This is a genomic window from Erythrobacter sp. HL-111 (assembly GCF_900105095.1).
Lineage (GTDB): Bacteria > Pseudomonadota > Alphaproteobacteria > Sphingomonadales > Sphingomonadaceae > Erythrobacter.
Genome location: NZ_LT629743.1, coordinates 1,438,984 through 1,459,574 on the forward strand (window position 1 = coordinate 1,438,984; position 20,591 = coordinate 1,459,574).

20 protein-coding genes are annotated in these 20,591 nt (G+C 67.9%); 11 read left to right on the forward strand and 9 right to left on the reverse strand.

All coding sequences use genetic code 11. The features are described from left to right. Positions 1-6 precede the first annotated feature (6 nt). Together BLU08_RS06875 and crtD are read right to left on the reverse strand one after the other, a co-directional pair. Positions 7-726: a hydroxyneurosporene dehydrogenase gene (locus tag BLU08_RS06875; RefSeq protein WP_172800995.1), complete on the reverse strand. Its 720-nt coding sequence runs from the start codon at positions 724-726 to the stop codon at positions 7-9. A gap of 119 nt (positions 727-845) precedes the next feature. Further along, on the reverse strand, positions 846-2,411 hold the full coding sequence (gene crtD, locus BLU08_RS06880) for a 1-hydroxycarotenoid 3,4-desaturase CrtD (RefSeq protein WP_090197246.1): 1,566 nt from the start codon (positions 2,409-2,411) through the stop codon (positions 846-848). A gap of 115 nt (positions 2,412-2,526) precedes the next feature. On the opposite strand from crtD, the gene BLU08_RS06885 reads away from it, so the two are divergent. The 9 genes from BLU08_RS06885 to pufM all read left to right on the forward strand — a co-directional run bounded on the left by BLU08_RS06885 (position 2,527) and on the right by pufM (position 11,271). Then, a complete protein-coding gene (locus tag BLU08_RS06885) occupies positions 2,527-3,648 on the forward strand; it encodes a methyltransferase (RefSeq protein ID WP_090197249.1) in 1,122 nt (373 codons plus the stop codon). A gap of 127 nt (positions 3,649-3,775) precedes the next feature. Continuing rightward, entirely contained in the window at positions 3,776-4,711 is a 936-nt protein-coding gene (gene bchC / locus BLU08_RS06890; protein ID WP_090197254.1) for a chlorophyll synthesis pathway protein BchC, read from the forward strand. Next, positions 4,708-5,697: a chlorophyllide a reductase iron protein subunit X gene (locus BLU08_RS06895; RefSeq protein WP_090197259.1), complete on the forward strand. Its 990-nt coding sequence runs from the start codon at positions 4,708-4,710 to the stop codon at positions 5,695-5,697. The genes bchC and BLU08_RS06895 overlap by 4 nt, the downstream gene beginning before the upstream one ends. A gap of 155 nt (positions 5,698-5,852) precedes the next feature. After that, the gene (bchY, locus tag BLU08_RS06900) at positions 5,853-7,301 is read left to right on the forward strand and encodes a chlorophyllide a reductase subunit Y (protein ID WP_197676907.1); all 1,449 of its coding nucleotides are present in this window, start codon (positions 5,853-5,855) and stop codon (positions 7,299-7,301) included. A 67-nt stretch (positions 7,302-7,368) separates the two neighbouring features. After that, on the forward strand, positions 7,369-8,814 hold the full coding sequence (bchZ, locus tag BLU08_RS06905) for a chlorophyllide a reductase subunit Z (protein WP_090197264.1): 1,446 nt from the start codon (positions 7,369-7,371) through the stop codon (positions 8,812-8,814). Between the two features lie 156 nt (positions 8,815-8,970). Continuing rightward, positions 8,971-9,147, forward strand: coding sequence for a light-harvesting antenna LH1, beta subunit (gene pufB / locus BLU08_RS06910; protein ID WP_090197267.1), 177 nt, complete (start codon positions 8,971-8,973; stop codon positions 9,145-9,147). A gap of 68 nt (positions 9,148-9,215) precedes the next feature. Next, entirely contained in the window at positions 9,216-9,410 is a 195-nt protein-coding gene (gene pufA / locus BLU08_RS06915; RefSeq protein WP_090197270.1) for a light-harvesting antenna LH1, alpha subunit, read from the forward strand. Between the two features lie 98 nt (positions 9,411-9,508). Continuing rightward, complete coding sequence (pufL, locus tag BLU08_RS06920; protein WP_090197273.1) at positions 9,509-10,333, forward strand: photosynthetic reaction center subunit L; 825 nt, start codon at positions 9,509-9,511, stop codon at positions 10,331-10,333. A gap of 14 nt (positions 10,334-10,347) precedes the next feature. Next, the gene (gene pufM / locus BLU08_RS06925) at positions 10,348-11,271 is read left to right on the forward strand and encodes a photosynthetic reaction center subunit M (protein WP_090197276.1); all 924 of its coding nucleotides are present in this window, start codon (positions 10,348-10,350) and stop codon (positions 11,269-11,271) included. A gap of 255 nt (positions 11,272-11,526) precedes the next feature. On the opposite strand, the gene BLU08_RS06930 is transcribed toward pufM, so the two are convergent. From BLU08_RS06930 to BLU08_RS06960, 7 genes are all read right to left on the reverse strand, one after another. Then, on the reverse strand, positions 11,527-11,799 hold the full coding sequence (locus tag BLU08_RS06930) for a hypothetical protein (protein WP_090197278.1): 273 nt from the start codon (positions 11,797-11,799) through the stop codon (positions 11,527-11,529). Positions 11,800-11,997: 198 nt separating this feature from the next. Next, positions 11,998-12,480 carry a TspO/MBR family protein gene (locus BLU08_RS06935; protein WP_090197282.1) on the reverse strand — a complete coding sequence of 161 codons (483 nt, stop codon included), beginning with the start codon at positions 12,478-12,480 and terminating at the stop codon, positions 11,998-12,000. Positions 12,481-12,490: 10 nt separating this feature from the next. Then, positions 12,491-13,687: a geranylgeranyl diphosphate reductase gene (locus tag BLU08_RS06940; RefSeq protein ID WP_090197285.1), complete on the reverse strand. Its 1,197-nt coding sequence runs from the start codon at positions 13,685-13,687 to the stop codon at positions 12,491-12,493. After that, complete coding sequence (locus tag BLU08_RS06945) at positions 13,684-15,048, reverse strand: BCD family MFS transporter (RefSeq protein ID WP_090197287.1); 1,365 nt, start codon at positions 15,046-15,048, stop codon at positions 13,684-13,686. The genes BLU08_RS06940 and BLU08_RS06945 overlap by 4 nt, the downstream gene beginning before the upstream one ends. Continuing rightward, positions 15,048-15,950: a chlorophyll synthase ChlG gene (chlG, locus tag BLU08_RS06950; RefSeq protein WP_090197290.1), complete on the reverse strand. Its 903-nt coding sequence runs from the start codon at positions 15,948-15,950 to the stop codon at positions 15,048-15,050. The genes BLU08_RS06945 and chlG overlap by 1 nt, the downstream gene beginning before the upstream one ends. Before the next feature lie 130 nt (positions 15,951-16,080). After that, positions 16,081-17,499: a transcriptional regulator PpsR gene (ppsR, locus tag BLU08_RS06955; RefSeq protein ID WP_090197293.1), complete on the reverse strand. Its 1,419-nt coding sequence runs from the start codon at positions 17,497-17,499 to the stop codon at positions 16,081-16,083. A gap of 12 nt (positions 17,500-17,511) precedes the next feature. Then, positions 17,512-18,375: a B12-binding domain-containing protein gene (locus BLU08_RS06960; RefSeq protein WP_233996127.1), complete on the reverse strand. Its 864-nt coding sequence runs from the start codon at positions 18,373-18,375 to the stop codon at positions 17,512-17,514. A gap of 322 nt (positions 18,376-18,697) precedes the next feature. On the opposite strand from BLU08_RS06960, the gene bchF reads away from it, so the two are divergent. Continuing rightward, a complete protein-coding gene (gene bchF, locus BLU08_RS06965; protein WP_090197299.1) occupies positions 18,698-19,279 on the forward strand; it encodes a 2-vinyl bacteriochlorophyllide hydratase in 582 nt (193 codons plus the stop codon). Next, positions 19,276-20,589: a ferredoxin:protochlorophyllide reductase (ATP-dependent) subunit N gene (locus tag BLU08_RS06970; RefSeq protein ID WP_090197304.1), complete on the forward strand. Its 1,314-nt coding sequence runs from the start codon at positions 19,276-19,278 to the stop codon at positions 20,587-20,589. Before bchF ends, BLU08_RS06970 begins: the two co-directional genes overlap by 4 nt. The last annotated feature ends 2 nt before the right edge of the window (positions 20,590-20,591 follow it).

Below are 20,591 nucleotides of genomic sequence, written 5' to 3' on the forward strand. Positions count from 1 at the left end.
GCCCTCCTACTGGCGCTGGCGCGGCATCCTGTAGGGCAGCATGAACTGCACGACGGGGGAGGCGAAACGCCGCATGTCGAGGCTTTCCTGGACCGCGACGACCTCCTCCCCGTCGAGGTGCGAGGAAAGCTCGGAGCGCGAATAGAACGGCGTGTCCTCCCACGTACGCCGCACCCGCGCGAGCGAGATTTCGGACCGCGCCCGGCGTTCCACCTGCCACTTGCTGCGCGGCAGGCGGGCGATCGGGGGAAGCTCCGCATCCTCGGCCATGCCGGCGCGGTCGAACCGGATTGCGCTTGCGAACAGCGAACCGTCGCTGCGCTCGCCCTCGTAGCAGACCAGCGCGCCGCGGGTCGTGTGGGCGCGCGACCAATGCCAGATGCGAAACCCCTCCTCGAGCGATTCGGTGCCGCGGTTGTGGTCGAAATAGCCCTTGCCCCGCCACGACAGGCCGGGCCGTTCCATCTCCACCTCGATCCGCGCGCGCGGGGCGAGGCAGTGCCAGACGTGCCTTTCGCCGTGGTCGAGCGCGAAGCTCGTGGGGTTCAGGGCCTCGGGATGGACCTTCACCACCCCGCGCACCGGGCGGCGGAGCGGGTTGAACAGGCGCGTGTCGCGTTCCTCGATATGGATGTGGAGCGCATCGCCCTGCCATTCGACCCGGCTCGGCCCGATCGCGAGGGTCGAAGCCTCGCGCGTGACCTCGCGGCGCGGCCGCTCGGTCATCACCCAGCGCGCCTCCGGCCCGTAGAGCGCGACGTTGAGCGAGCAGTGATCGATCGGGTCGAGCCGGCCCTTGCGCTTGTAATAGGGCGAAAAGACGCTGCCGACGAAGGCGATGATCGTCAGGGCGTGCTGCCCGTCGTCGCTGATCGCATCGACGTACCACCAGGTGTAGCCCCCGGGTGGTACTTTCGCGTCGAAGCGAGGTCCGATGCGATCGTCCTTGCCGCCAGCAGTCCGGACAAGGCGGCCATGGGGACCCCGGCCGCCGGGTGGGTCGCCCCGCCGGCGCAGTAGAGCCCCTTCAGCCGCGTTTTCGGTCCCTGCCTCAGGAAGGAGGCCGCCCAGCCGTGCGACGCCCTGCCATAAAGGGCTCCACCGGTTTGCGGGAACAGCCTTTCCCAGCTCGCGGGTGTCGCGAGTTCGTGGGGCATAGGGTCCTCGAGTTCGAGCCCGCACCGTGCGAGCGTCGCCCTCATCTGCCGTGTGCATCTTTCGGTCTCCTCGGGTGGATAGGCGTGGGTGTCCCCGTTGGCAGGGGCGTTGACGATGATCTGGATCCGCTCGCGCGCGGCGCCCGGGCCGTCGCCGGTGCCGTGCGCGCCGCGATCCTGCGCGCAGAGATAGACGGTCGGCTCGCTCGGGGGACGGCCGGCGCGGATCTCCTCGAACTCGCGGGCGTAATCGCGCGAGAAGAATACATTGTGATGGGTGAGGTCGAAGCCGCCGGTCTTCGCGTGGGCGAACCAGACGAGCGCGGAGAGCGAGCGCCTCGCGGGCGGCATCGAAGGCACGGCGCGCGCGGCCTCGGGACCGAAGCGCCCCTCCGCGAGCGCGGCGGGATCGCCGTTGCACACGACGATGTCGGCCGGGAGCATTTCCCCGTCGGCGAGCCGCACCCCCGTGACGCGCCCGTTCGGCGCGAGGACGTGCGATACCGCCTCGCCCGTGCGGATTCTCGCCCCCTTGCGCTCGGCCAGCGTCCCGATCCCCTGCGCGAGCGCCGCGATCCCGCCATCGATCAGCCAGACCCCGCGCGCCTCGGTGTGGGCGATCAGCATGAGTGTCGCGGGCGAACGGAACGGGTCGGAACCGCAATAGGTCGCATAGCGGCCGAAGAGCTGCTGCAGGCGCGGATCGGCGAAATGCCCGCCCAGCGCCTTCCAGAGATTGTCGAAGGGCCGCATGGCGAGCATGTCGCCGATGTTGAAGAGCCCGATGCGCCACATCATCGGCAGCGGCGTGCTGCTCTTGTCGCCGCGCAGGAAGGGTTCGTCGAGCACTTCGTAGATGCGCCGCGCCTCCTTGCGAAAGGCGCGGTAGCCCGCCGCCGCCGCGGCCCCGGCGAAATCGCCGATCGCCTCCTCGCTGTGGAGCGGATCGGCGAACAGGTCGAGATGGCCGCGATCGTCCCAGGCGTGGCGCGCGATGATCCCGGCCTGGCGGGCGGTGATGAAATCCTCGAGCCGCGCGCCGCAGGCGTGGAACAGGCGCTCGAACACGTCGCGCATGGTGAAGACGGTCGGTCCGGCGGCGACCTTCTGCCCGTCGACCTCGACATGGCGCGCCTTGCCGCCGATCCAGCGCTCCTTTTCGACGAGGGTCACGTCGTGGCCGCGCGCGGCGAGCAGCGCGGCGCTGGTCAGCCCGCCGATCCCGGCCCCGATAATGACGATGCGCGCGCTCACCCGTCCTCCCCGTTGCCCGCACGCCGATGTTTCGACGCGGGGACAATATTATTGACCTTGTCATCCCTCCTGTCCAATTGTTTGGACATATGGCAAACGAAATACCTCTTTCCTGATGGCCCCCGCGCCGTTCAAGGTCCGCTGGACCGCCCGGCGCAACGCCGTTTTCGCACATCCCGCATTCCAGCACTGGGCGGCGAAACTGCCCCTAATTCGGCGAATCGCCCGTTCGCGCGCGGGCTCGATGTTCGACCTCGTCGTCGGCTTTTCCTATTCGCAGATCGCGCGCGCGGCGGTCGAGAGCGGATTGCTCGACGTGCTGAAGGACGGGCCGCTGGGCGCCGCGGAGATCGCGCGGCGGATCGACCTCGGCGAAGAGGCCGCGCTGTGCCTGCTGCGCGCGGCGCGCTCGCTCGCTCTTGCCGAGGAAGTGGTCGAGGACGGCTGGATGCTGGGCGAACAGGGTGCGGTGCTGCAGGCCGATGCCGGCACGCAGGCGATGATCCGCCACCACCGCCTGCTTTACCGCGACCTCGAATCCCCGCTAGACCTGCTGCGCCGCGACCGCGCGGAACCGACCGAATTGTCGCGCTTCTGGTCCTATGTCGGCGCGCTGCACGGGGCCGCCGAAGCGGGCACCGGAACCAGCGAATATTCGCAGCTCATGGCGACTTCGCAGCGCTTCGTCGCGGACCAGGTGCTTGCCGCCTTCCGCTTTCCGGCGACCGGGCGCCTGCTCGACGTGGGCGGCGGGCACGGCGCGTTCCTGGGCCATGTCGGGCGGGCCTGTCCGCGGCTCGAGCTCGGCCTGTTCGACCTCCCCGAAGTTGTGGAAAACGCGCGCCGTCCGCTCGCCGAGGCGGTCGGGGCGGAGCGGGTGTCCTTCCACCCGGGCGATTTCTTCCGGGACCCGATTCCCGCCGGCTACGACCTCGTCTCGCTGGTCCGCATCCTGCACGATCACGACGACGGCCCGGCGCTTGACCTCCTCAGCAACATCCGCCGCGCGCTCGATCCGGGCAAGCGCCTGATGATCGCCGAACCGATGGCCCGCGTGCCCGGAGCGGAGGCGATGGGGGAGGCGTTCTTCGGATTCTACCTGTGGGCGATGGGATCGGGCCGGCCGCGATCGGAAAAGGAGATTCGCGCGATGCTCGCCGAGGCGGGATTCCGGCGCTCGCGCGGCGTGCCCACTCCCCAACCCGTCATCGCGAGCATTGTCGTGGCCGAGGCCTGACCGGCGTTGTCCAAAAAATTTGACAGTCGTCTACGTAAGGCTTAACAGACAATTCCGAGTTGGTGATCTCGACCGTTCGAGTCGGCATCCATGCCGCTTCGGGTGGTGGCAAGCAGGAGCGAGCCGGATGGACACATTGGCAGTCATTCTCGAAGGGCCCGAACGCCTGGCGCTCCGTTCGCTCGAACTGATGCCGATGCAGCCGGGCGACGTGCTCGTGGAAATCGCCTGGAGCGGAGTTTCGACCGGCACCGAAAAGCTTTTGTGGACCGGCAGCATGCCGCCCTTCCCCGGAATGGGCTATCCGCTCGTCCCCGGTTACGAATCGGTCGGCCGGATCGTCGACGCGGGCGCAGAGGCAAAGGGCCGGATCGGCGACTGGGTCTTCGTGCCCGGCGCCAATTGCTATTCCGGCGCGCGCGGCCTGTTCGGCGGCACGGCGAGCCAGGTGATCGTCCCGTCCGCCCGCGTGCTGCCCGTTCCCGAACGGCTCGGCGAGGCGGGCGTGCTCTGCGCGCTCACCGCCACCGCGCTGCACGCGATCAACGGCGGCGACCTGCCCGATCTCATCATCGGCCACGGCGTGCTCGGCCGGTTGCTCGCGCGCCTGACGCTCGCGCTCGGCGGCGAGGCGCCGACGGTGTGGGAAACCAATCCCGATCGCTGCCACGGCGCGGCCGGCTATGCCGCGGTCCACCCGGAAGCGGACGAGCGCAAGGATTACCGCGCGATCTATGACGCCAGCGGGGATTCGAACATCGTCGACACGCTGGTCGCCCGCATGGCGAAGGGCGGCGAGATCGTCCTCGCCGGCTTCTATTCGGAACGCGTGAGCTTCGCCTTCCCCGCCGCCTTCATGAAGGAAGCCCGGCTGCGGATCGCCGCCGAATGGCAGGCGGACGACATCACCCAGACGCACGATCTCATCGAAACGGGTCGTCTCGACCTGGCCGGACTGGTCACCGATCGCCGTCCGGCCCGGGATGCTGGCGAGGCCTATCCGCAGGCCTTCAGCGATCCCGGTTGCCTGAAAATGGTTCTTGACTGGAGGGATTGCCGATGACCATGCTTGAAAGCCACGACGCCGCGCTGCGCGAGGAAGCCGCGCAGGAACCCGATCCGGTGCACACCGGCGAGGTCACCAAGGAAACGCAGATCATCGCGATCTACGGCAAGGGCGGTTCGGGCAAGAGCTTCGCGCTTGCCAACCTCAGCTACATGATGGCCCAGCAGGGCAAGCGCGTCCTGCTGATCGGCTGCGATCCCAAGTCCGACACCACCAGCCTGCTGTTCGGCGGCAAGTCGACCCCCTCGATCATCGAGACGAGTTCGAAGAAGAAGCTCGCCGGCGAGGAAATCGGCATCGAGGACGTGTGCTTCCAGCGTGACGGCGTGTTCGCGATGGAGCTCGGCGGGCCGGAGGTCGGCCGCGGCTGCGGCGGGCGCGGGATCATCCACGGGTTCGAGACCCTCGAAAAGCTCGGTTTCCACGACTGGGGCTTCGATTACGTCCTGCTCGACTTCCTCGGCGACGTGGTGTGCGGCGGGTTCGGCCTGCCGATCGCGCGCGACATGTGCCAGAAGGTGATCGTGGTCGGATCGAACGACCTGCAATCGCTCTACGTCGCCAACAATGTCTGCCACGCGGTCGAATATTTCCGCAAGATGGGCGGCAATGTCGGCGTCGCCGGGATGATCGTGAACAAGGATGACGGCACGGGCGAGGCGCAGGCCTTCGCCGAAGCGGTCGGCATCCCGGTGCTCACCGCCATCCCCGCGCACGAGGACATCCGCCGGAAATCCGCGAACTACCAGATCATCGGCAAGCCCGACAGCGAATGGGGCGGCCTGTTCGAAACGCTTGCGGCCAATGTCGCGGCCGCCCCGCCGCTCCAGCCCAAGCCGCTCGACCAGGACGGGCTGCTCGGCCTGTTCAAACCCGAGGACACCGGCGGCAACGTCACGCTGATCCCGGCGACCCAGGCCGACATGCGCGGCGGCGTGTTCGAAGAAAAACCCTCCCTCGAAGTGATCTACGACGAGGTCTGACCATGAGCGACTTCAACCCCACCTCCGAAACCCGCGATTCGGACACTCTCGGCGAGGCCGCAGGCGAACTGCGCGCGCCCGACCGCATCGATCTCGCCAGCGCGCCCGAGGCGCCCGTGGCCGAGGGAAGCGGCTGCCACGGCGGCAAGGAACGGATGCTCGAAGCCGCGAAGGCCGCGGGCAAGAGCGACATCCTCGAGCAATACGCCAAGGACTATCCGGTCGATCCGAACGCCGGGCCGCACGACCAGCCGCAGAGCATGTGCCCGGCCTTCGGCTCCCTGCGCGTCGGCCTGAGGATGCGGCGGACCGCGACGGTGCTGTCGGGCTCGGCCTGCTGCGTCTATGGCCTGACCTTCACCTCGCATTTCTACGGTGCGCGCCGCACGGTCGGCTATGTCCCGTTCAATTCGGAAACGCTCGTCACAGGCAAGCTGTTCGAGGACATCAAGGAAGCGGTCGAAGGCCTTGCCGACCCGGAGAAATACGACGCGATCGTGGTAACGAACCTGTGCGTCCCAACCGCTTCGGGCGTGCCGCTGCGCCTGCTGAAGAAACAGATCAACGGGGTCCGCATCATCGGCATCGACGTGCCGGGCTTCGGCGTGCCGACCCATGCCGAGGCGAAGGACATCCTCGCCGGCGCGATGCTCAATTATGCCCGCGAGGAGGTTGAACAGGGTCCCGTCGCCGCTCCGCGCGAACGCACGGACAAGCCCACGGTGACGCTTCTGGGCGAGATGTTCCCGGCCGATCCGGTGGTCATCGGGCAGATGCTCGAACCACTGGGCCTCGCCGCCGGGCCGGTCGTCCCGACCCGCGAATGGCGCGAACTCTATTCGGCGCTCGACGGGTCGGTGGTCGCCGCGATCCACCCCTTCTACACTGCCGCGATCCGCGAATTCGAAGCGGCGGGGCGGCCGATCATCGGCTCCGCCCCGGTCGGCGCCGACGGCACCGCCGCCTGGCTCGACGCCGTGGGCGAGGCGATGGGCCTCCCCCGCGACAAGGTCGACGGGGTCAAGAACGCCATGATCGGCGCGATCAGGGGGGCGCTTTCGGGCTCCCAGATCAAGGGCCGGATCACGGTGTCGGGCTATGAGGGTTCGGAACTCCTCGTCGCCCGCCTGCTGGTCGAAAGCGGCGCCGAGGTGCCCTATGTCGGCAGCGCCTGCCCCAGGACGAAGTGGTCGGATCCCGACCGCGAATGGCTCGAGGCGCGCGGCTGCCGGGTGAACTATCGCGCCAGCCTCGAACAGGACATCGCCGCGATCGAGGAATTCCGCCCCGATCTTGCGATCGGCACGACCCCGGTCGTCCAGCACGCGAAGACGAAGGCGATCCCCTCGCTCTACTTCACCAATCTCATCTCGGCCCGGCCGCTGATGGGTCCGGCGGGCGCAGGCAGCCTTGCCACGGTGATCAACGGCGCGCTCCACAACAAGGAACGCTTCGACACGATGCGCGACTTCTTCGAGGGCGTCGGGACCGAACACGCCGCCGGCGTCTGGGAGGACACGCCCGTCGACCGGCCCAAGTTCCGCAAGAAATACGCGGCCCTCAACGAGGCGGCGCGCAAGGCATCGGAGGCGATCGGCACATGATGACACACGTTCCCGACCACGGCGCCTCCGGTTTCGCCGCGATCTCCCGTCAGGAAGGAGGACAGGCATGACTCTCGTTCTCGATCACGACAGGGCTGGCGGCTACTGGGGCGCGACCTACGTCTTCACCGCGGTGAAGGGCCTGCAGGTCATCATCGACGGCCCCGTCGGCTGCGAGAACCTGCCGGTGACCTCGGTGCTGCATTACACCGATGCCCTGCCCCCGCACGAACTGCCGATCGTCGTGACCGGCCTCGCCGAGGAAGAGCTCGGCAAGACCGGGACCGAAGGCGCGATGAGGCGGGCCTGGGAAACGCTCGATCCGGAACTGCCCGCCGTCGTCGTGACGGGCTCCATCGCCGAGATGATCGGTGGCGGCGTCACGCCGCAGGGCACGAACATCAAGCGTTTCCTCCCGCGCACGATCGACGAGGACCAGTGGCAATCGGCCGATCGCGCGCTGACCTGGCTGTGGACCGAATTCGGCCCCAAGAAGGTCCCCGCGCGAAAGCCGCGCAAGGAAGGCGAAAAGCCGGTCGTCAACATCATCGGCCCGAGCTACGGCATGTTCAACATGCCGAGCGACCTTGCCGAGATCAGGCGGCTGGTCGAGGGCATCGGGGCCGAAGTCGGGATGGTCTTCCCGCTCGGCAGCCACCTTGCCGATATCCGCCAGCTCGGCACGGCGGACGCGAACGTCTGCATGTACCGCGAGTTCGGGCGGAACCTGTGCGAAACGCTCGAGATCCCGTATTTCCAGGCGCCGATCGGGCTCAGCTCGACGACCAAGTTCCTGCGCGCCCTGGGTGAGGAACTCGGGCTCGATCCCGAACCCTTCATCGAGCGCGAGAAGCACACCACGATCAAGCCGCTGTGGGACCTGTGGCGCTCGGTCACGCAGGATTTCTTCGGCACGGCGAGCTTCGGCATCGTCGCCAACGAAACCTATGCCCGCGGCATCCGCCACTTCCTCGAGGACGACATGGGCCTGCCCTGCACCATGGCGGTGTCGCGCTGCGCCGGGGTCAAGCCGAAGAACGAGGACGTGCGCGAACAGATCGCGGCGAACCCGCCGCTCGTCATGTTCGGCAGCTACAACGAACGCATGTACATGGCCGAATGCGGGGCGCGCGGCATGTTCATCCCGGCGAGCTTCCCGGGCGCGGCGATCCGCCGCCACACGGGCACGCCCTTTATGGGCTATGCCGGGGCGACCTATCTCGTCCAGGAGGTGTGCAACGCGCTGTTCGATGCGCTGTTCTACATCCTCCCGCTCGGCACCGATCTCGACAAGGTCGATGCGACGCCGGCGAAGAACGAGCCCGAATTGACCTGGGACAAGGACGCCAAGGCCGAGCTCGATAGGCTCGTCGAAGAACAGCCGGTCCTGATCCGCATTTCCGCCGCCAAGCGCCTGCGCGACGCGGCCGAACGGACCGCCCGCCGCCGCGGCGACCGGGTGGTGACCATCGAATGCCTCGCCGAGGGGCGCCTCCAGGGAGAGACTGCGTGATGCGCGCAGCCGCCCTTCTCCCGGAAGGACACACGCCGGCGACGGCGCGACCGAATGCCCGCTTGCGGGCGACCAAATCCACGTGGGGGATCACGCGGGGATGCCGACGGGGGCCTTCGGGCTCCCACTCAAACCCAACTGAACGGAGACATACCAATGACAGATCCGAACCCCGGCGGTGAGCGGGTGGGAACCTACCTCACGCCCGAAGAAGCCCAGGAAATCCACAAGGGCTTCATGTCGACCTTCACCCTCTATGTCGTCATCGCGATCGTCGCGCATGCGCTGATGTGGGCCTACAAGCCCTGGTTCGGCGGCGGCTTCGGCCTCTGATCGATCGCCTGACCGGCCACGCGCCGGACAGACATCCGGTCAAGAGGTTACACTGAAAGGAATTTCTCATGTGGAGAATCTGGTTCTACTTCGACATCCGTCGGGCTCTGGTGGGCCTGCACGTCGTTCTCGCCGTGCTCGCCTTCACCATCCACTTCATCCTGCTCAGCACGGATCGCTACAACTGGCTTGAAAACGCCCCCGGCACCACGGCGCCGGCTCAGGCGGCTATCGAGCAGTCGGAAGCCCCGACCGCCGGCTAGCCCTTGCCGAAATGTGAGGGGGCAGGTTCGCCTGCCTGCCTCCTGACACTTCTGACGAAACCTTCAAAGCCCGCCGGTCAGGCGGGGAGGATGGACCTATGGCGCTCCTTAGTTTCGAGCGGAAATACCGCGTGCGCGGCGGCACCTTGATCGGCGGCGACCTTTTCGACTTCTGGGTCGGGCCGTTTTATGTCGGCTTCTTCGGGGTGACGACGGCTCTCAGCGCGCTGCTCGGCACCGCGCTCATCTTCGCCGCCGCCGTCGAAGGGCCGACACTCAACCCCTGGCTGATCGACATCCAGCCGCCGGCGATCGAGGCCGGACTTTCGCTCGCCCCGCTGAGCGAGGGCGGGTACTGGCAGATCATCACCGCCTGCGCGGTCGTTGCCTTCTACTCCTGGGTTTTCCGGCAGGCCGAGATCTCGCGCAAGCTGGGGATGGGCTATCACGTGCCGGTCGCCTTCAGCATCGCCGTGTTCGCCTATGTCACCCTCAACGTCATCCGTCCTCTGTGGATGGGCGCGTGGGGACACGGCTTTCCCTACGGCATCTGGAGCCACCTCGATTGGGTCTCCAACACCGGGTACATGTACGTGAACTTCCACTACAACCCGGTCCACATGCTGGCGATCGCCTTCTTCTTCACGAACTGCCTCGCTCTCGCGCTGCATGGCGGCCTCGTCCTTTCGGCGGTGAACCCGTCCAACGGAACCAACGTGAAGACGCCCGAATACGAAGACACCTATTTCCGTGACTTCATCGGCTATTCGGTCGGCACGCTGGGCATCCACCGTGTCGGGCTCTTCCTCGCGCTCAACGCGGGGTTCTGGAGCGCCATCTGCATCGTGATTTCAGGCACCCTTTATGTCGGCAGCTGGCCGGAATTCTGGGATTTCTGGAAGAAGATCCCAATCTGGTCGTGAGGAGCACCTGAACCATGGCGACTTATCAAAACATCTTCACGCAGGTCCAGGTAATCGGACCGCCCGAAATGGGTATCCCCCTCGCTCCGGAGGAGGACATCCGCATCCCGTCGACGGGCAACAACTACTGGCTCGGCAAGATCGGCCAGGCCCAGTTCGGCCCGGTCTACCTCGGCTGGCTCGGCACGGCCTCGCTCGTCTTCGGGACGATCGCGTTCCTGATCATCGGGTTCAATTACTGGGACCAGGTCAACTGGAGCCCGCAGGCCTTCATCCGCGAACTGTTCTGGCTCTCGCTCGATCCCCCGGGTCCCGAATACGGTTTCAGCCTGTTCGTCCCGCTGAACGAGGGGGGCTGGTTCATCCTGACGGGCGGGTTCCTCACGGCGGCGGTGCTGCTGTGGTGGCTGCGGACCTATTCGCGGGCCAAGGCGCTCGGCATGGGGATGCACATTCCCTGGGCCTTCGCCAGCGCGATCTGGCTGTTCCTGGTGCTGGGCTTCATCCGCCCGCTCCTGCTCGGCCAGTGGTCGGAAGCGGTGCCCTACGGCATCTTCTCCCACCTCGACTGGACCAACAACTTCTCGCTGATCTACGGCAACCTGTTCTACAACCCGTTCCACGCGCTCTCGATCGTGTTCCTCTACGGTTCGGCGGTCCTGTTCGCGATGCACGGGGCAACGATCCTCGCGGTGGGCCGCTATGGCGGCGAGCGCGAGATCGAGCAGATCACCGACCGCGGCACCGCTTCGGAACGCGCGGCGCTGTTCTGGCGGTGGACCATGGGCTTCAACGCCTCGATGGAATCCATCCACCGCTGGGCCTGGTGGTTCGCGGTCCTGACCACGCTCACGGGCGGCATCGGGATCCTGCTGACCGGGACCGTGGTCGACAACTGGTATGTCTGGGCGCAGGAGCACTACTACGCTCCCAAGTGACGCGCCCGCACGGCGAAGGACCGCACGGTGCGGCGGTCCTTCGCCGGTCGGCCTCGACAGGAAAGCCCGGCCCGCCCCATGGCGCGGCCGGGCTTCTTCTTTCGTGGCCGAAGGGATCGCGGATAAGCGCCGGCGCTCACCGCGCCATGGCGGGCGTTATCGCCTTGGCGTGATCGCGGTGGCATAATCGCGGTGGCGTGATCGCGCTGGCCCGAACGCGGGGCTTGTCCGCCGGGCGCAACGACCCGCGAAACGTCAGCCCCGCTCCCCGCCCTCGCCACCGCCCCCACTTCGCAGGCGCAGGTCGAGCAGGTGGAGCGGCAGCGACAGCGCGAGCGGCAGCGCCACCAGCGGCCAGGCGGCCCCGGTCAGCGCGCCCCTCAGGCCCAGGACCAGCAGCGCCGCAGGGCCAAGCAGGCCGGCAAGCGCGCGCCAGCTCCACCCGCCCCGGCGCAGCCACAGGGCCTCGAGCGCGAGGACCGCGAGGATCAGGTCGGCCGCGTGGCCGGTTTCGAACAGCCAGGACATGGCGCGGCTTTCCCTTGGGTTTGACGGCGAACGCGGGTGTGCCACAGGAAAAGCCGCCCGCGCCAGCCCCATGCCTTGCGCGGGGGCGATCGGGGGCAGCGGCCAGCCGGGAAAGCCGCCGCGATCGATCGGGGAGGGCCGCAGGCGTGCGCGGGCGAGCGCGTCAGGCCCGATCCCGGCGAGCCTGCGGCGGATGGTTCAATGGAAGGGCGGGTTCAGCTCCACCACCGCCCAGTTGAGCGCACCGGCCATGCTGACCCAGCCGAGATAGGGCACGAGCAGCAGGCTTGCCCCGCGCGAATAGCGGCCGCAATAGATGATGAGCGCGATGATCGAAAGCCACAGCGCGATCAGCTCGTAGAACGCCCAGTCGGGCCGCTGCAGGCGGAAGAACAGCAGGCTCCAGGTGATGTTGAGAAACCCGTTGAGGGCAAAGAGGCTAACGATCCGTTCGGACACCCGGCTGTCCGGCGCCGCCCGCCACGCCGTCACCGCCGAGACGACGATCAGCGCATACATCATCGTCCACGCCATCGGGAACATCGGGTCGGGCGGCGTCCAGGACGGCTTTTCGAGCGCCTGGTACCATGGACCCAGATCGGTGATCGTCGCCCCCAGCGCGGCCACGCACAGGGCGACCAGCGTGGCGACGGCGAACGGCAGGATCCAGGTGGCTTTCATGGTGAGCGGTTTAACGGGTCGCCTCCCTCAAGCCCAGAAGATGTGCGGTGTCCTTGAGAAAGATCTTGACGTGCGCCATCGGCTTGGCCCGGACCAGCTTCTTGTTCATGTAGGCCTGCCAGGTGAGCTGCTGCACGTCCTTGTCGTCGCACATGGTCACGAAGCGTTCGCGGCGCTTGTCGCTCGAATACCAGAAATACTGCATGATCCCGAGGATGAAGAAGACTTTCCCGTGCTCCCGCATGAACCGGGCGCGGGCCTTCTTCAGGGCCTTGGCCTCGCCGGTCTTGAGGAATTCGGAAGCCGCCTCGGCGACGATCCGCCCGCCTGTCATGGCGTAGTAGATCCCTTCTCCCGAAGCCGGCGCGACGACGCCCGCCGCATCGCCCGCGACGATCACGTCGGCCCCGTTGTCCCAGCGTTTCAGGGGCTTCAGCGGGATCGGCGCGCCTTCGCGGCGAACCGTCTCGCAGCGGGTCAGCCCGAGGTCGGCGCGCATGGTCGAGATCGCGCCCCTCAGCGAAAAGCCCTTGTTCGCGCTGCCCACCCCGACGCTCGCGGTTTCGCCGTGGGGGAAGACCCAGGCGTAGAAATCGGGCGAGAGCCGGCCCTGGTAGAACACGTCGCAGCGCGAATGGTCGTAGGCGTCCGAATCCTGCTCGGGCGACTTGATGATCTCGTGATAGGCGAAGACGCAGGGGACCCGGTCGGCGCCCGGCAGGCACTGCTTCGCAACCGCCGAGCGCGCGCCGTCGGCCCCGATCACGCAGCGCGCGCGCACGCTTTCGATCGGGCCGCCGCGGGTGCGCCGGAAGGTGACGAGCGGATGGGCCTTGTCGTCGCGCACGATCTTCTCGAAGGTGCCCTCGAGCCGTTCGGCGCCCGAATGGCGCGCGCGTTCGCGCAGCCATTCGTCGAATTCCTCGCGGTCGACCATGCCGACATAGCCGATCTCGCCGACCGGCATGTCCACCGCCCGGCCCGACGGCGCGATCATCCGGGCCGAGCGGGCGCGCGCGACCAGCAGGCTTTGCGGGATGTCGAAATCCTCCATCAGCCGCGGAGGGACGGCCCCGCCGCAAGGCTTGATCCGGCCGCCGCGCTCGAGCAGCAGGACGGAGTGACCCGCGAGCGCGAGATCGGTCGCGGCGGTTGCGCCGGAGGGTCCTCCGCCGACGATGACGGCATCGTAGATTCTTTCGGTCATGCAAACATCTCCCGGTCGTTTGGCGGTGCCGCCCCAGCGGCCCGGCTCGTGTTGCGGGAGGAGGTTCCCGCTACCCTGAGGGCGAGGATCGCGGCGAGGACGAACAGGCCGCCCTCCAGCGCGAAGACGATCTGGTAAGCGCGTCCGATGTCGCCCAGGATGAACAAGGCGATGTCGCGGCCCGCCGCGCCGAGCAGGCCGGCAAAGCCGAAGGCGATCGCCTGCGAGGCGCCCCAGACCCCCATCCGCACCCCTTCGCGGGTCCGTTCGCCGGCGCCTGCGAGCCCCATCATCGCGCCGATCGCGGCCACGGTGAACAGCCCGTTGCAGAAACCGAGCGCGAACACGTTCGCCACCAGCGGCCAGCCCGGGCCGACCAGCGCGGCCGTCGCCAGCCCGGCAAGCCCGACCGCCGAACCGAGGCAGCCGCCGACGATCCACACCCTGAGGTCGCTCGGCATCCGCGCCCGGAACGCGCTGCCGCCGATCCCGGCCACGATCATGCCGAGCAGCCCGCCCGCGTTCAGCATCCCGCCGAGCTGCGTGCTTTCGCCGGGGGCCATCCCGAAGACCTGCCCGGCGAAGGGCTCGAGGATGAGGTCCTGCATGTTGTAGGCCATCATCGAGACGAAGATGAAGATCGTGAAGCGGCGGGCGGCGGGTTCCGCGAGGATTTCACGGATCGCTTCCCGGAAATCGGGCGCGGCCTCGGCCTTGGCGGTCTCGGCGAAGACGTGGTGCCCGCGCTCGAGCCGGAAGGTCGCCGCGATGGCGAGCGCGATGGCAACCCCGGCGAGCCCCCAGGCGACCAGCATCAGCCGGGCCGGGGTGAAGGGTTCGATCAGCGCGCCGACGGTGAAGGCGGAGGCCACGATCCCGGCGATCATCATGATCCAGGTCACCGCCGCCGCCGGCGCCCGGCGTTGCGGCGCCACGCTGGAGGCGAGCAGCGCGAGCGCCGAAGTGCCCGCCGCGCCGACCCCGGCGCCGATGATCGTGTAGGCCAGCACCGCCAGGACGAAGGGCACGGGGCCGGCTTCGTCCATCATCAGCGTCGCCTGCGTCGCCAGCAGCATCCCGCCCGCCAGAACCGCGATTCCGGCGATGATCCAGAGCGTGCGGCTCTGCCCGCGATCCGATCCGTGTCCCCAGATCGGCCGTCCGAGCTGCACCGCGTAATGCCACGCGACCAGCCCCGCCGGGATCGCCGCGGCAAGCCCGAATTCTACCACCATCAGCCGGTTGAGCACCGTCGTCGCCATCATGACGAGCGCGCCGATCGCCGCCTGGACGAGACCGATCCGCACGATGCCGAACCAGCCGAGGCCCGCGAGCGGCCGCGATCCCGCCGCGCGGCCCATCAGATGTATCCTCCGAGGCCCAGCGCCGCGGCGAGCATCCCGAGAACGTAGAGCGTCACCCCGACGCCGTTGTACCACGGCGCGTGTTTCGCCGGATCCCTGACGAGCCGGGGCATCGCGAGGAACTGCAGGACGAGGGACAGCCCGACGATGCCCGCCGAGACCGAGTAGCCCCAGCCCATCAGCAGGGCGATCACCAAGACCTGCGCCGCCGCCATCACCGCGCAGGCGATGATCGCGGCGCCTTCGACGCCCATCACCACCGGGAGCGACTTGAGCCCTGTCGCGCGGTCTCCCTCGACCGCCTTGAAATCATTGAGGGTCATGATGCCGTGCGCGCCGAGGCTGTAGAGGACCAGCACGATCAGCACTTCGCCGGGCGGCAGCGCGCCGAGCATCACGGTCGCCCCGGTGAACCAGCTCAGCCCCTCGTAGGTCAGGCCGACCACCAGCGGGCCGGTCCAGCCGCTCGTCTTGAAGCGGAAGGGCGGCATCGAATAGCCCCAGGCGAGCACGAGGCCGACCAGCGCGGCGGCGAAGACCAGTTCGCCCAGCGCCAGCGCGACCAGCGCCGAGACGATCGTGCCGATGATGGCGATGTAGAGCCCCCAGCGCCCGGCGATCCGGCCGGAGGGGATCGGGCGGTCGGGCTCGTTGATCGCGTCGACATGGCGGTCGTACCAGTCGTTGACCGCCTGGCTCGTCCCGCAGACCAGCGGACCGGCGAGCAGGACCCCGCCGAGGACGAACCACCAGCGGCCCTCGAGCCCGGCCCCGGAGGAGACCGCGCCGCACATGAACGCCCACATCGGCGGGAACCACGTGATCGGCTTCAGCAGCTGCAGGACGTCACGCGCCGCGGGAAGCGGCGCGTGGCGAGTCGAGGCGACGGTCGTTTCCATGGGGACAGGCTATGCCTGACAGTCCCATGCGTCAAATTATTTTGACACTGCCTTCATCGGCGGGCGCGAATCTGCACGGAGCGCCCGAAAAATCGTGTCAGGCGCGTCATCCCGGGTGTGTCAAAGGAGCTTACGACTCGGGATCGCTCGACAGGTTGCCGATGCCGTAGCGATGCAGTTTCGAATAGAGGCTCTGGCGCGACAGGCCGAGGATTTCGGCGGCCGAGGCGCGGTTGTCCGAGGTGTAGGACAGAGCCGCCTCGATGCACAGCCGTTCGATGAGGTCGCTGCTCTCGCGCACGATGTCCTTAAGCGACATCCGGCCGACGAGATCGGTCAACTGCTCGACCGAACGCGGCAGGTCCTGCGACCCGGGCGGAAGGTCGCGCAGGCGCCGGCCGATCGGGCGGATGACGAAGGCGTAGAGCGGGTTGTCGCCCGAACTGCGGACCGCGCTCAATTCGACCGGCTCTCCCTCCATCTCGCCCCCGGCGCGCAGCACCGTCCCGACATTGCGGGCCGCGCCGTGCTGGTCGATCTGGCCTTCGATGAGATCGAGATCGATCCCCGGCCGCCCGACCCATTCCGACAGGTGCCTGCCGCGCAGCTGGTCGAGGCTGGCGGCCTGGACCATTTCGATGAAGGCGTGGTTCGCGCTGACGATCTCGAGCCCGGCGTCGGCGACGACGAAGGCATCGGGCATCTGCTCGATCAGGTCGAGCACCGGCGAGGCTCCGCCCGGGCTCTCCCCCGCCGGGGCCAGCCGCACCAGCAGGAATTGCCCGCGATCCTGGGTGAACCCGGCGACCGAGACATTGACCTGGGTGTTGCGGGTGAGCTTGATCGGCACGGGGCTGACCGCATCGGAAGCGAGCGCCGCCCCGACGAGCGTCTGGAGCGTTTCGCGCGCCGACTTGTCGACGATGCCGGGCAGTTTCTTGCCGGGCAGGCTCCCCGCCCGCGCGCCGAGCAGGGCGTGGGCGGCGGGATTGGCTTCCCGGATCCTGAGGCTCGACGCCTCGACGACCAGCACCGCCTCGTGCGACCGTTCGAACAGCATCCGGTAGCGCGCCTCGAGCTGGCGCATCCGCAGGTAATCGCGTTCGAGCGATTGCTGGACCTGCAACAGGCGCGCCTGCAGCTTGCCCGCTTCGCGCAGGTCCCGGCCGAAGGCGATGCGGTGCTCGCCCTTGTTCACGCTGAGCACGGCGTAGCGGATCGGCACCTCGCCCTCGCGCGAGGAATGATTGACCTGGCGCCAGTGCTGCACCTCGCCGCGGCGGGCAGCGGCGAGCATTTCCATGATCTTCGGGCGCGATTCGTCGGTGACGGTCTCGATCCAGTTGGTCCCGACCCAGCCTTCGAAACCGGGGAAATCCTTGGGATCGAAGGCGGCGTCGAGGATCGTGCCCGTGTCGTCCAGCACCAGGGTGACGTCGCCCGCGACCATGGCAAGCTTCATCGCTGCATCGGCATCGAGGGTGTCGAACAGTTCGGCAGCATGGCCGAAAGGGCTTTTACCCTCGATGGAGTGCTTGCGGGTCAGCATGGGCTTTGCGGCCTAGGGGGTCTCTTGCGTGTCGGCGTGCGCCGAATGGACAAGTTTTTCCGCAGTTGCAAGGGCCGCACGGGCATCGATGCCCGTTCCGTCCGCTCCGACTTCGGCGACCATGGAGGGATTTTCGTTGATGACGCGCCCGCCGACGAGGACCGCGATCCGCGGATTGGCGGAAACGCTGCGCATCGCCTTGATCAGGTTGGCAAGCGCCGAACTCGGGCAGTCGCGCGCGATCGTGAGGCCGACGAGGTCATACCGGCGGCGCGACAGACGATCGAGCAATTCGCGCCGCTCGGGCTTGATCAGCGCCTCGCTTTCCCAGCCGCCGCGCGCGAAGACCTCCTCGATCATCAGCGTGCCGAAGGAATGGACGTCGCCCGGCATGGCCGAGAACAGCGCGGCCTTGCGTTCGAGCGCGGCCGGACGATCGCCGGGCACGCGCATGGCGACCTCGCGCATCACTTCCTGCAGGCGCCACAGGCCCATCGTCACGTCGATGAAATCGCATTCGTCGCGGTCCCACATCTCGCCCAGCCTGCGGGCCGACGGGGCGAGCAGTTCGAGATAGATCGCATCGACGCTCACCCCCTTGGCGAGGAACCGGTCGATCTCTCCGAGCAGCGCATCCGCTTCCAGTTCGAGCGGCAGGACCGCGAACCGGGCGACATCGCCGGCATCGATCTCGCTCGCCCGCTCTTCCGGGGGCGCGGTCTCGCCGTTCGCGGAATGGGCCATCATGAGCCGGGGGATGATCTCGCCCTCGATGATCGTGGTGATCGCGTCGCCCGGTGCGGCGCCGGCCTCCGAGCCGTCCGCCCCGCTCTTGCGCCGATCGCGGTAGAGGGGGTTGGTAATGACTTTCCTCAAGGCGGCAGAACTCGCGCCAAAGACGCCGGCGCTTTTCATTGTTGCCATATTCTGACCCTCCCAATCCCCCGGCCCGGACCCGCTCCCGAGTCCCACGATTGCCGAGAACGGCGCGGATCGCGTCGCTGCCGATGCCTTCGGAAATCTCCTCTCCCAGACCCCCTGCATCGACGACTCCAAGGTTTACGCCCTTTTCGGCATTTCCGCAAACAGGCTCTGACAGGACCTGTCCAATGTCAACAAAAATGAACGTCCAATCTTGTTGACACCCCATGGCATTGGGCATAGTCTCCAATCTCGAAAGCAAAGGCTGACGCATAAGATGACTCGGAAGGATCAACCCTCCCCGGTCGGCCCCGCGGCCCTCACGCCGCAGGGTAACGAGCACAAGGGGATCAGGCGCGGGCTCTACACCCCGGAAGAGCGCCAGCGCCGCGACGAGTCGGCCTGGACCATCGTCCAGGGCGTGCTCGCCCCGCTGCAGTTCCTCGTCTTCCTGGTGAGTCTCGCCCTCGTCGTCCGCACCCTGACGACCGGCGAAGGCGCCTTCGCGGCGGACGTCTCGATCGTGGTCAAGACGCTGGTGCTCTATACCATCATGGTGACCGGCGCGATCTGGGAGAAGGTCGTGTTCGGCAAGTATCTCTTCGCCGAGGCCTTCTTCTGGGAAGACGTGTTCTCGATGCTCGTCATCGCCCTGCACACGGCCTACCTCGTGATGCTGCTGGGCGAATACGGCACGCTCGAACAGCGCATGATCGTCGCGCTGGCGGCCTATGCGACCTATGTCATCAATGCGGTCCAGTTCCTCCTGAAACTGCGCGCGGCGCGGCTCCAGGCCGAAGCCGAGGACGCGGCCGAGGCGGCGGTCGCAGAGGCGGTCACAGAGGCGGTGGCGGCATGAGCGGGACCACCCTCCTCACGGGCGCCGTGCCGGGCTGCGACTCCGCCCCGGCCGCCAGGACCGACTCGACCCGCCCGGTCCTGCGCGAACGCGGCCAGCGCGAGGTCTTCTGCGGGCTGACCGGGATCGTCTGGCTGCATCGCAAGATGCAGGACGCCTTCTTCCTCGTGGTCGGCTCGCGCACCTGCGCCCACCTGCTGCAATCGGCCGCCGGCGTAATGATCTTTGCAGAGCCCCGCTTCGCCACCGCGATCATGGAAGAGCGCGACCTCGCCGGCATGGTCGACGCGCAGGACGAGCTCGACCGGGTGGTGAACCGCCTGCTCGAACGCCGCCCCGACATCCGCACGCTGTTCCTGGTCGGCTCCTGCCCGTCCGAGGTGATCAAGCTCGACCTCGCCAAGGCGGCCGAGCGACTCGGCAAGCAGTTCATGCCGCGCGTGCGGATCCTCAACTATTCGGGCAGCGGGATCGAGACGACCTTCACCCAGGGCGAGGACGCCTGCCTCGCCGCGCTCGTCCCCGAAATGCCGCGCGCCGGGGCGGATGCCGCCCGGCAGCTGCTGATCGTCGGCTCGCTTCCCGACATCGTCGAGGACCAGTTCCTGCGCCTGTTCGACCAGATGGGCATCGACAATGTCCGCGTCCTGCCGCCGCGCGATTCGCGCGACCTGCCGGCGGTCGGGCCGAACACGCGCTACCTGCTTGCCCAGCCCTTCCTGTCGGACACCGCCATGGCGCTCGAGGACCGGGGCGCGGTGCGGCTCGACGCGATGTTCCCGTTCGGCGCGGAAGGCACCGCCGACTGGCTCGCCGCAGCGGCGCGCGAATTCGGCGTTGACGATGCGCTGTTCGAACGGGTCATCGCGCCCGCTCGCCAGCGCGCCCGCACGGCGATCTCGCACCTGCGCGGCCAGCTCGCGGGCAAGCGCATCAGCTTCCTGCCCGATTCGCAGCTCGAAGTGCCGCTCGCCCGGTTCCTGACGACCGAACTCGGGATGATCCCGGTCGAAGTCGGCACGCCCTATCTCCACCTCGCGCACTGCGCGCGCGACCTCGCCCGTATCCCCGATTCGGCGCGCATCAGCGAAGGCCAGCACGTCGAGCGCCAGCTCGACCGCGTGCGCGAGGACCGGCCCGACATCACCGTGTGCGGCCTCGGCCTCGCCAATCCGCTCGAGGCGGAGGGGCTGACGACCAAGTGGGCGATCGAACTCGTCTTCTCGCCGATCCACGGTTTCGACCAGGCCGGCGACCTCGCCGAACTCTTCGCCCGGCCGCTGCGCCGACGCGACAGGCTGGAGGTGTAGGA

Excerpts from the sequence above, each read along its gene's own strand:
- pufM (WP_090197276.1), top strand. The coding sequence starts at position 10,348 with ATGGCGACTTATCAAAACATCTTCACGCAGGTCCAGGTAATCGGACCG.
- BLU08_RS06940 (WP_090197285.1), bottom strand. The coding sequence starts at position 13,687 with ATGACCGAAAGAATCTACGATGCCGTCATCGTCGGCGGAGGACCCTCC.
- BLU08_RS06930 (WP_090197278.1), bottom strand. The coding sequence starts at position 11,799 with ATGTCCTGGCTGTTCGAAACCGGCCACGCGGCCGACCTGATCCTCGCG.
- BLU08_RS06895 (WP_090197259.1), top strand. The coding sequence starts at position 4,708 with ATGACCATGCTTGAAAGCCACGACGCCGCGCTGCGCGAGGAAGCCGCG.
- BLU08_RS06885 (WP_090197249.1), top strand. The coding sequence starts at position 2,527 with ATGGCCCCCGCGCCGTTCAAGGTCCGCTGGACCGCCCGGCGCAACGCC.
- BLU08_RS06945 (WP_090197287.1), bottom strand. The coding sequence starts at position 15,048 with ATGGGCCGCGCGGCGGGATCGCGGCCGCTCGCGGGCCTCGGCTGGTTC.
- BLU08_RS06875 (WP_172800995.1), bottom strand. The coding sequence starts at position 726 with ATGACCGAGCGGCCGCGCCGCGAGGTCACGCGCGAGGCTTCGACCCTC.
- bchC (WP_090197254.1), top strand. The coding sequence starts at position 3,776 with ATGGACACATTGGCAGTCATTCTCGAAGGGCCCGAACGCCTGGCGCTC.
- pufB (WP_090197267.1), top strand. The coding sequence starts at position 8,971 with ATGACAGATCCGAACCCCGGCGGTGAGCGGGTGGGAACCTACCTCACG.
- BLU08_RS06970 (WP_090197304.1), top strand. The coding sequence starts at position 19,276 with ATGAGCGGGACCACCCTCCTCACGGGCGCCGTGCCGGGCTGCGACTCC.
- bchZ (WP_090197264.1), top strand. The coding sequence starts at position 7,369 with ATGACTCTCGTTCTCGATCACGACAGGGCTGGCGGCTACTGGGGCGCG.
- BLU08_RS06935 (WP_090197282.1), bottom strand. The coding sequence starts at position 12,480 with ATGAAAGCCACCTGGATCCTGCCGTTCGCCGTCGCCACGCTGGTCGCC.
- chlG (WP_090197290.1), bottom strand. The coding sequence starts at position 15,950 with ATGGAAACGACCGTCGCCTCGACTCGCCACGCGCCGCTTCCCGCGGCG.
- ppsR (WP_090197293.1), bottom strand. The coding sequence starts at position 17,499 with ATGCTGACCCGCAAGCACTCCATCGAGGGTAAAAGCCCTTTCGGCCAT.
- pufL (WP_090197273.1), top strand. The coding sequence starts at position 9,509 with ATGGCGCTCCTTAGTTTCGAGCGGAAATACCGCGTGCGCGGCGGCACC.
- bchY (WP_197676907.1), top strand. The coding sequence starts at position 5,853 with ATGCTCGAAGCCGCGAAGGCCGCGGGCAAGAGCGACATCCTCGAGCAA.
- pufA (WP_090197270.1), top strand. The coding sequence starts at position 9,216 with ATGTGGAGAATCTGGTTCTACTTCGACATCCGTCGGGCTCTGGTGGGC.
- bchF (WP_090197299.1), top strand. The coding sequence starts at position 18,698 with ATGACTCGGAAGGATCAACCCTCCCCGGTCGGCCCCGCGGCCCTCACG.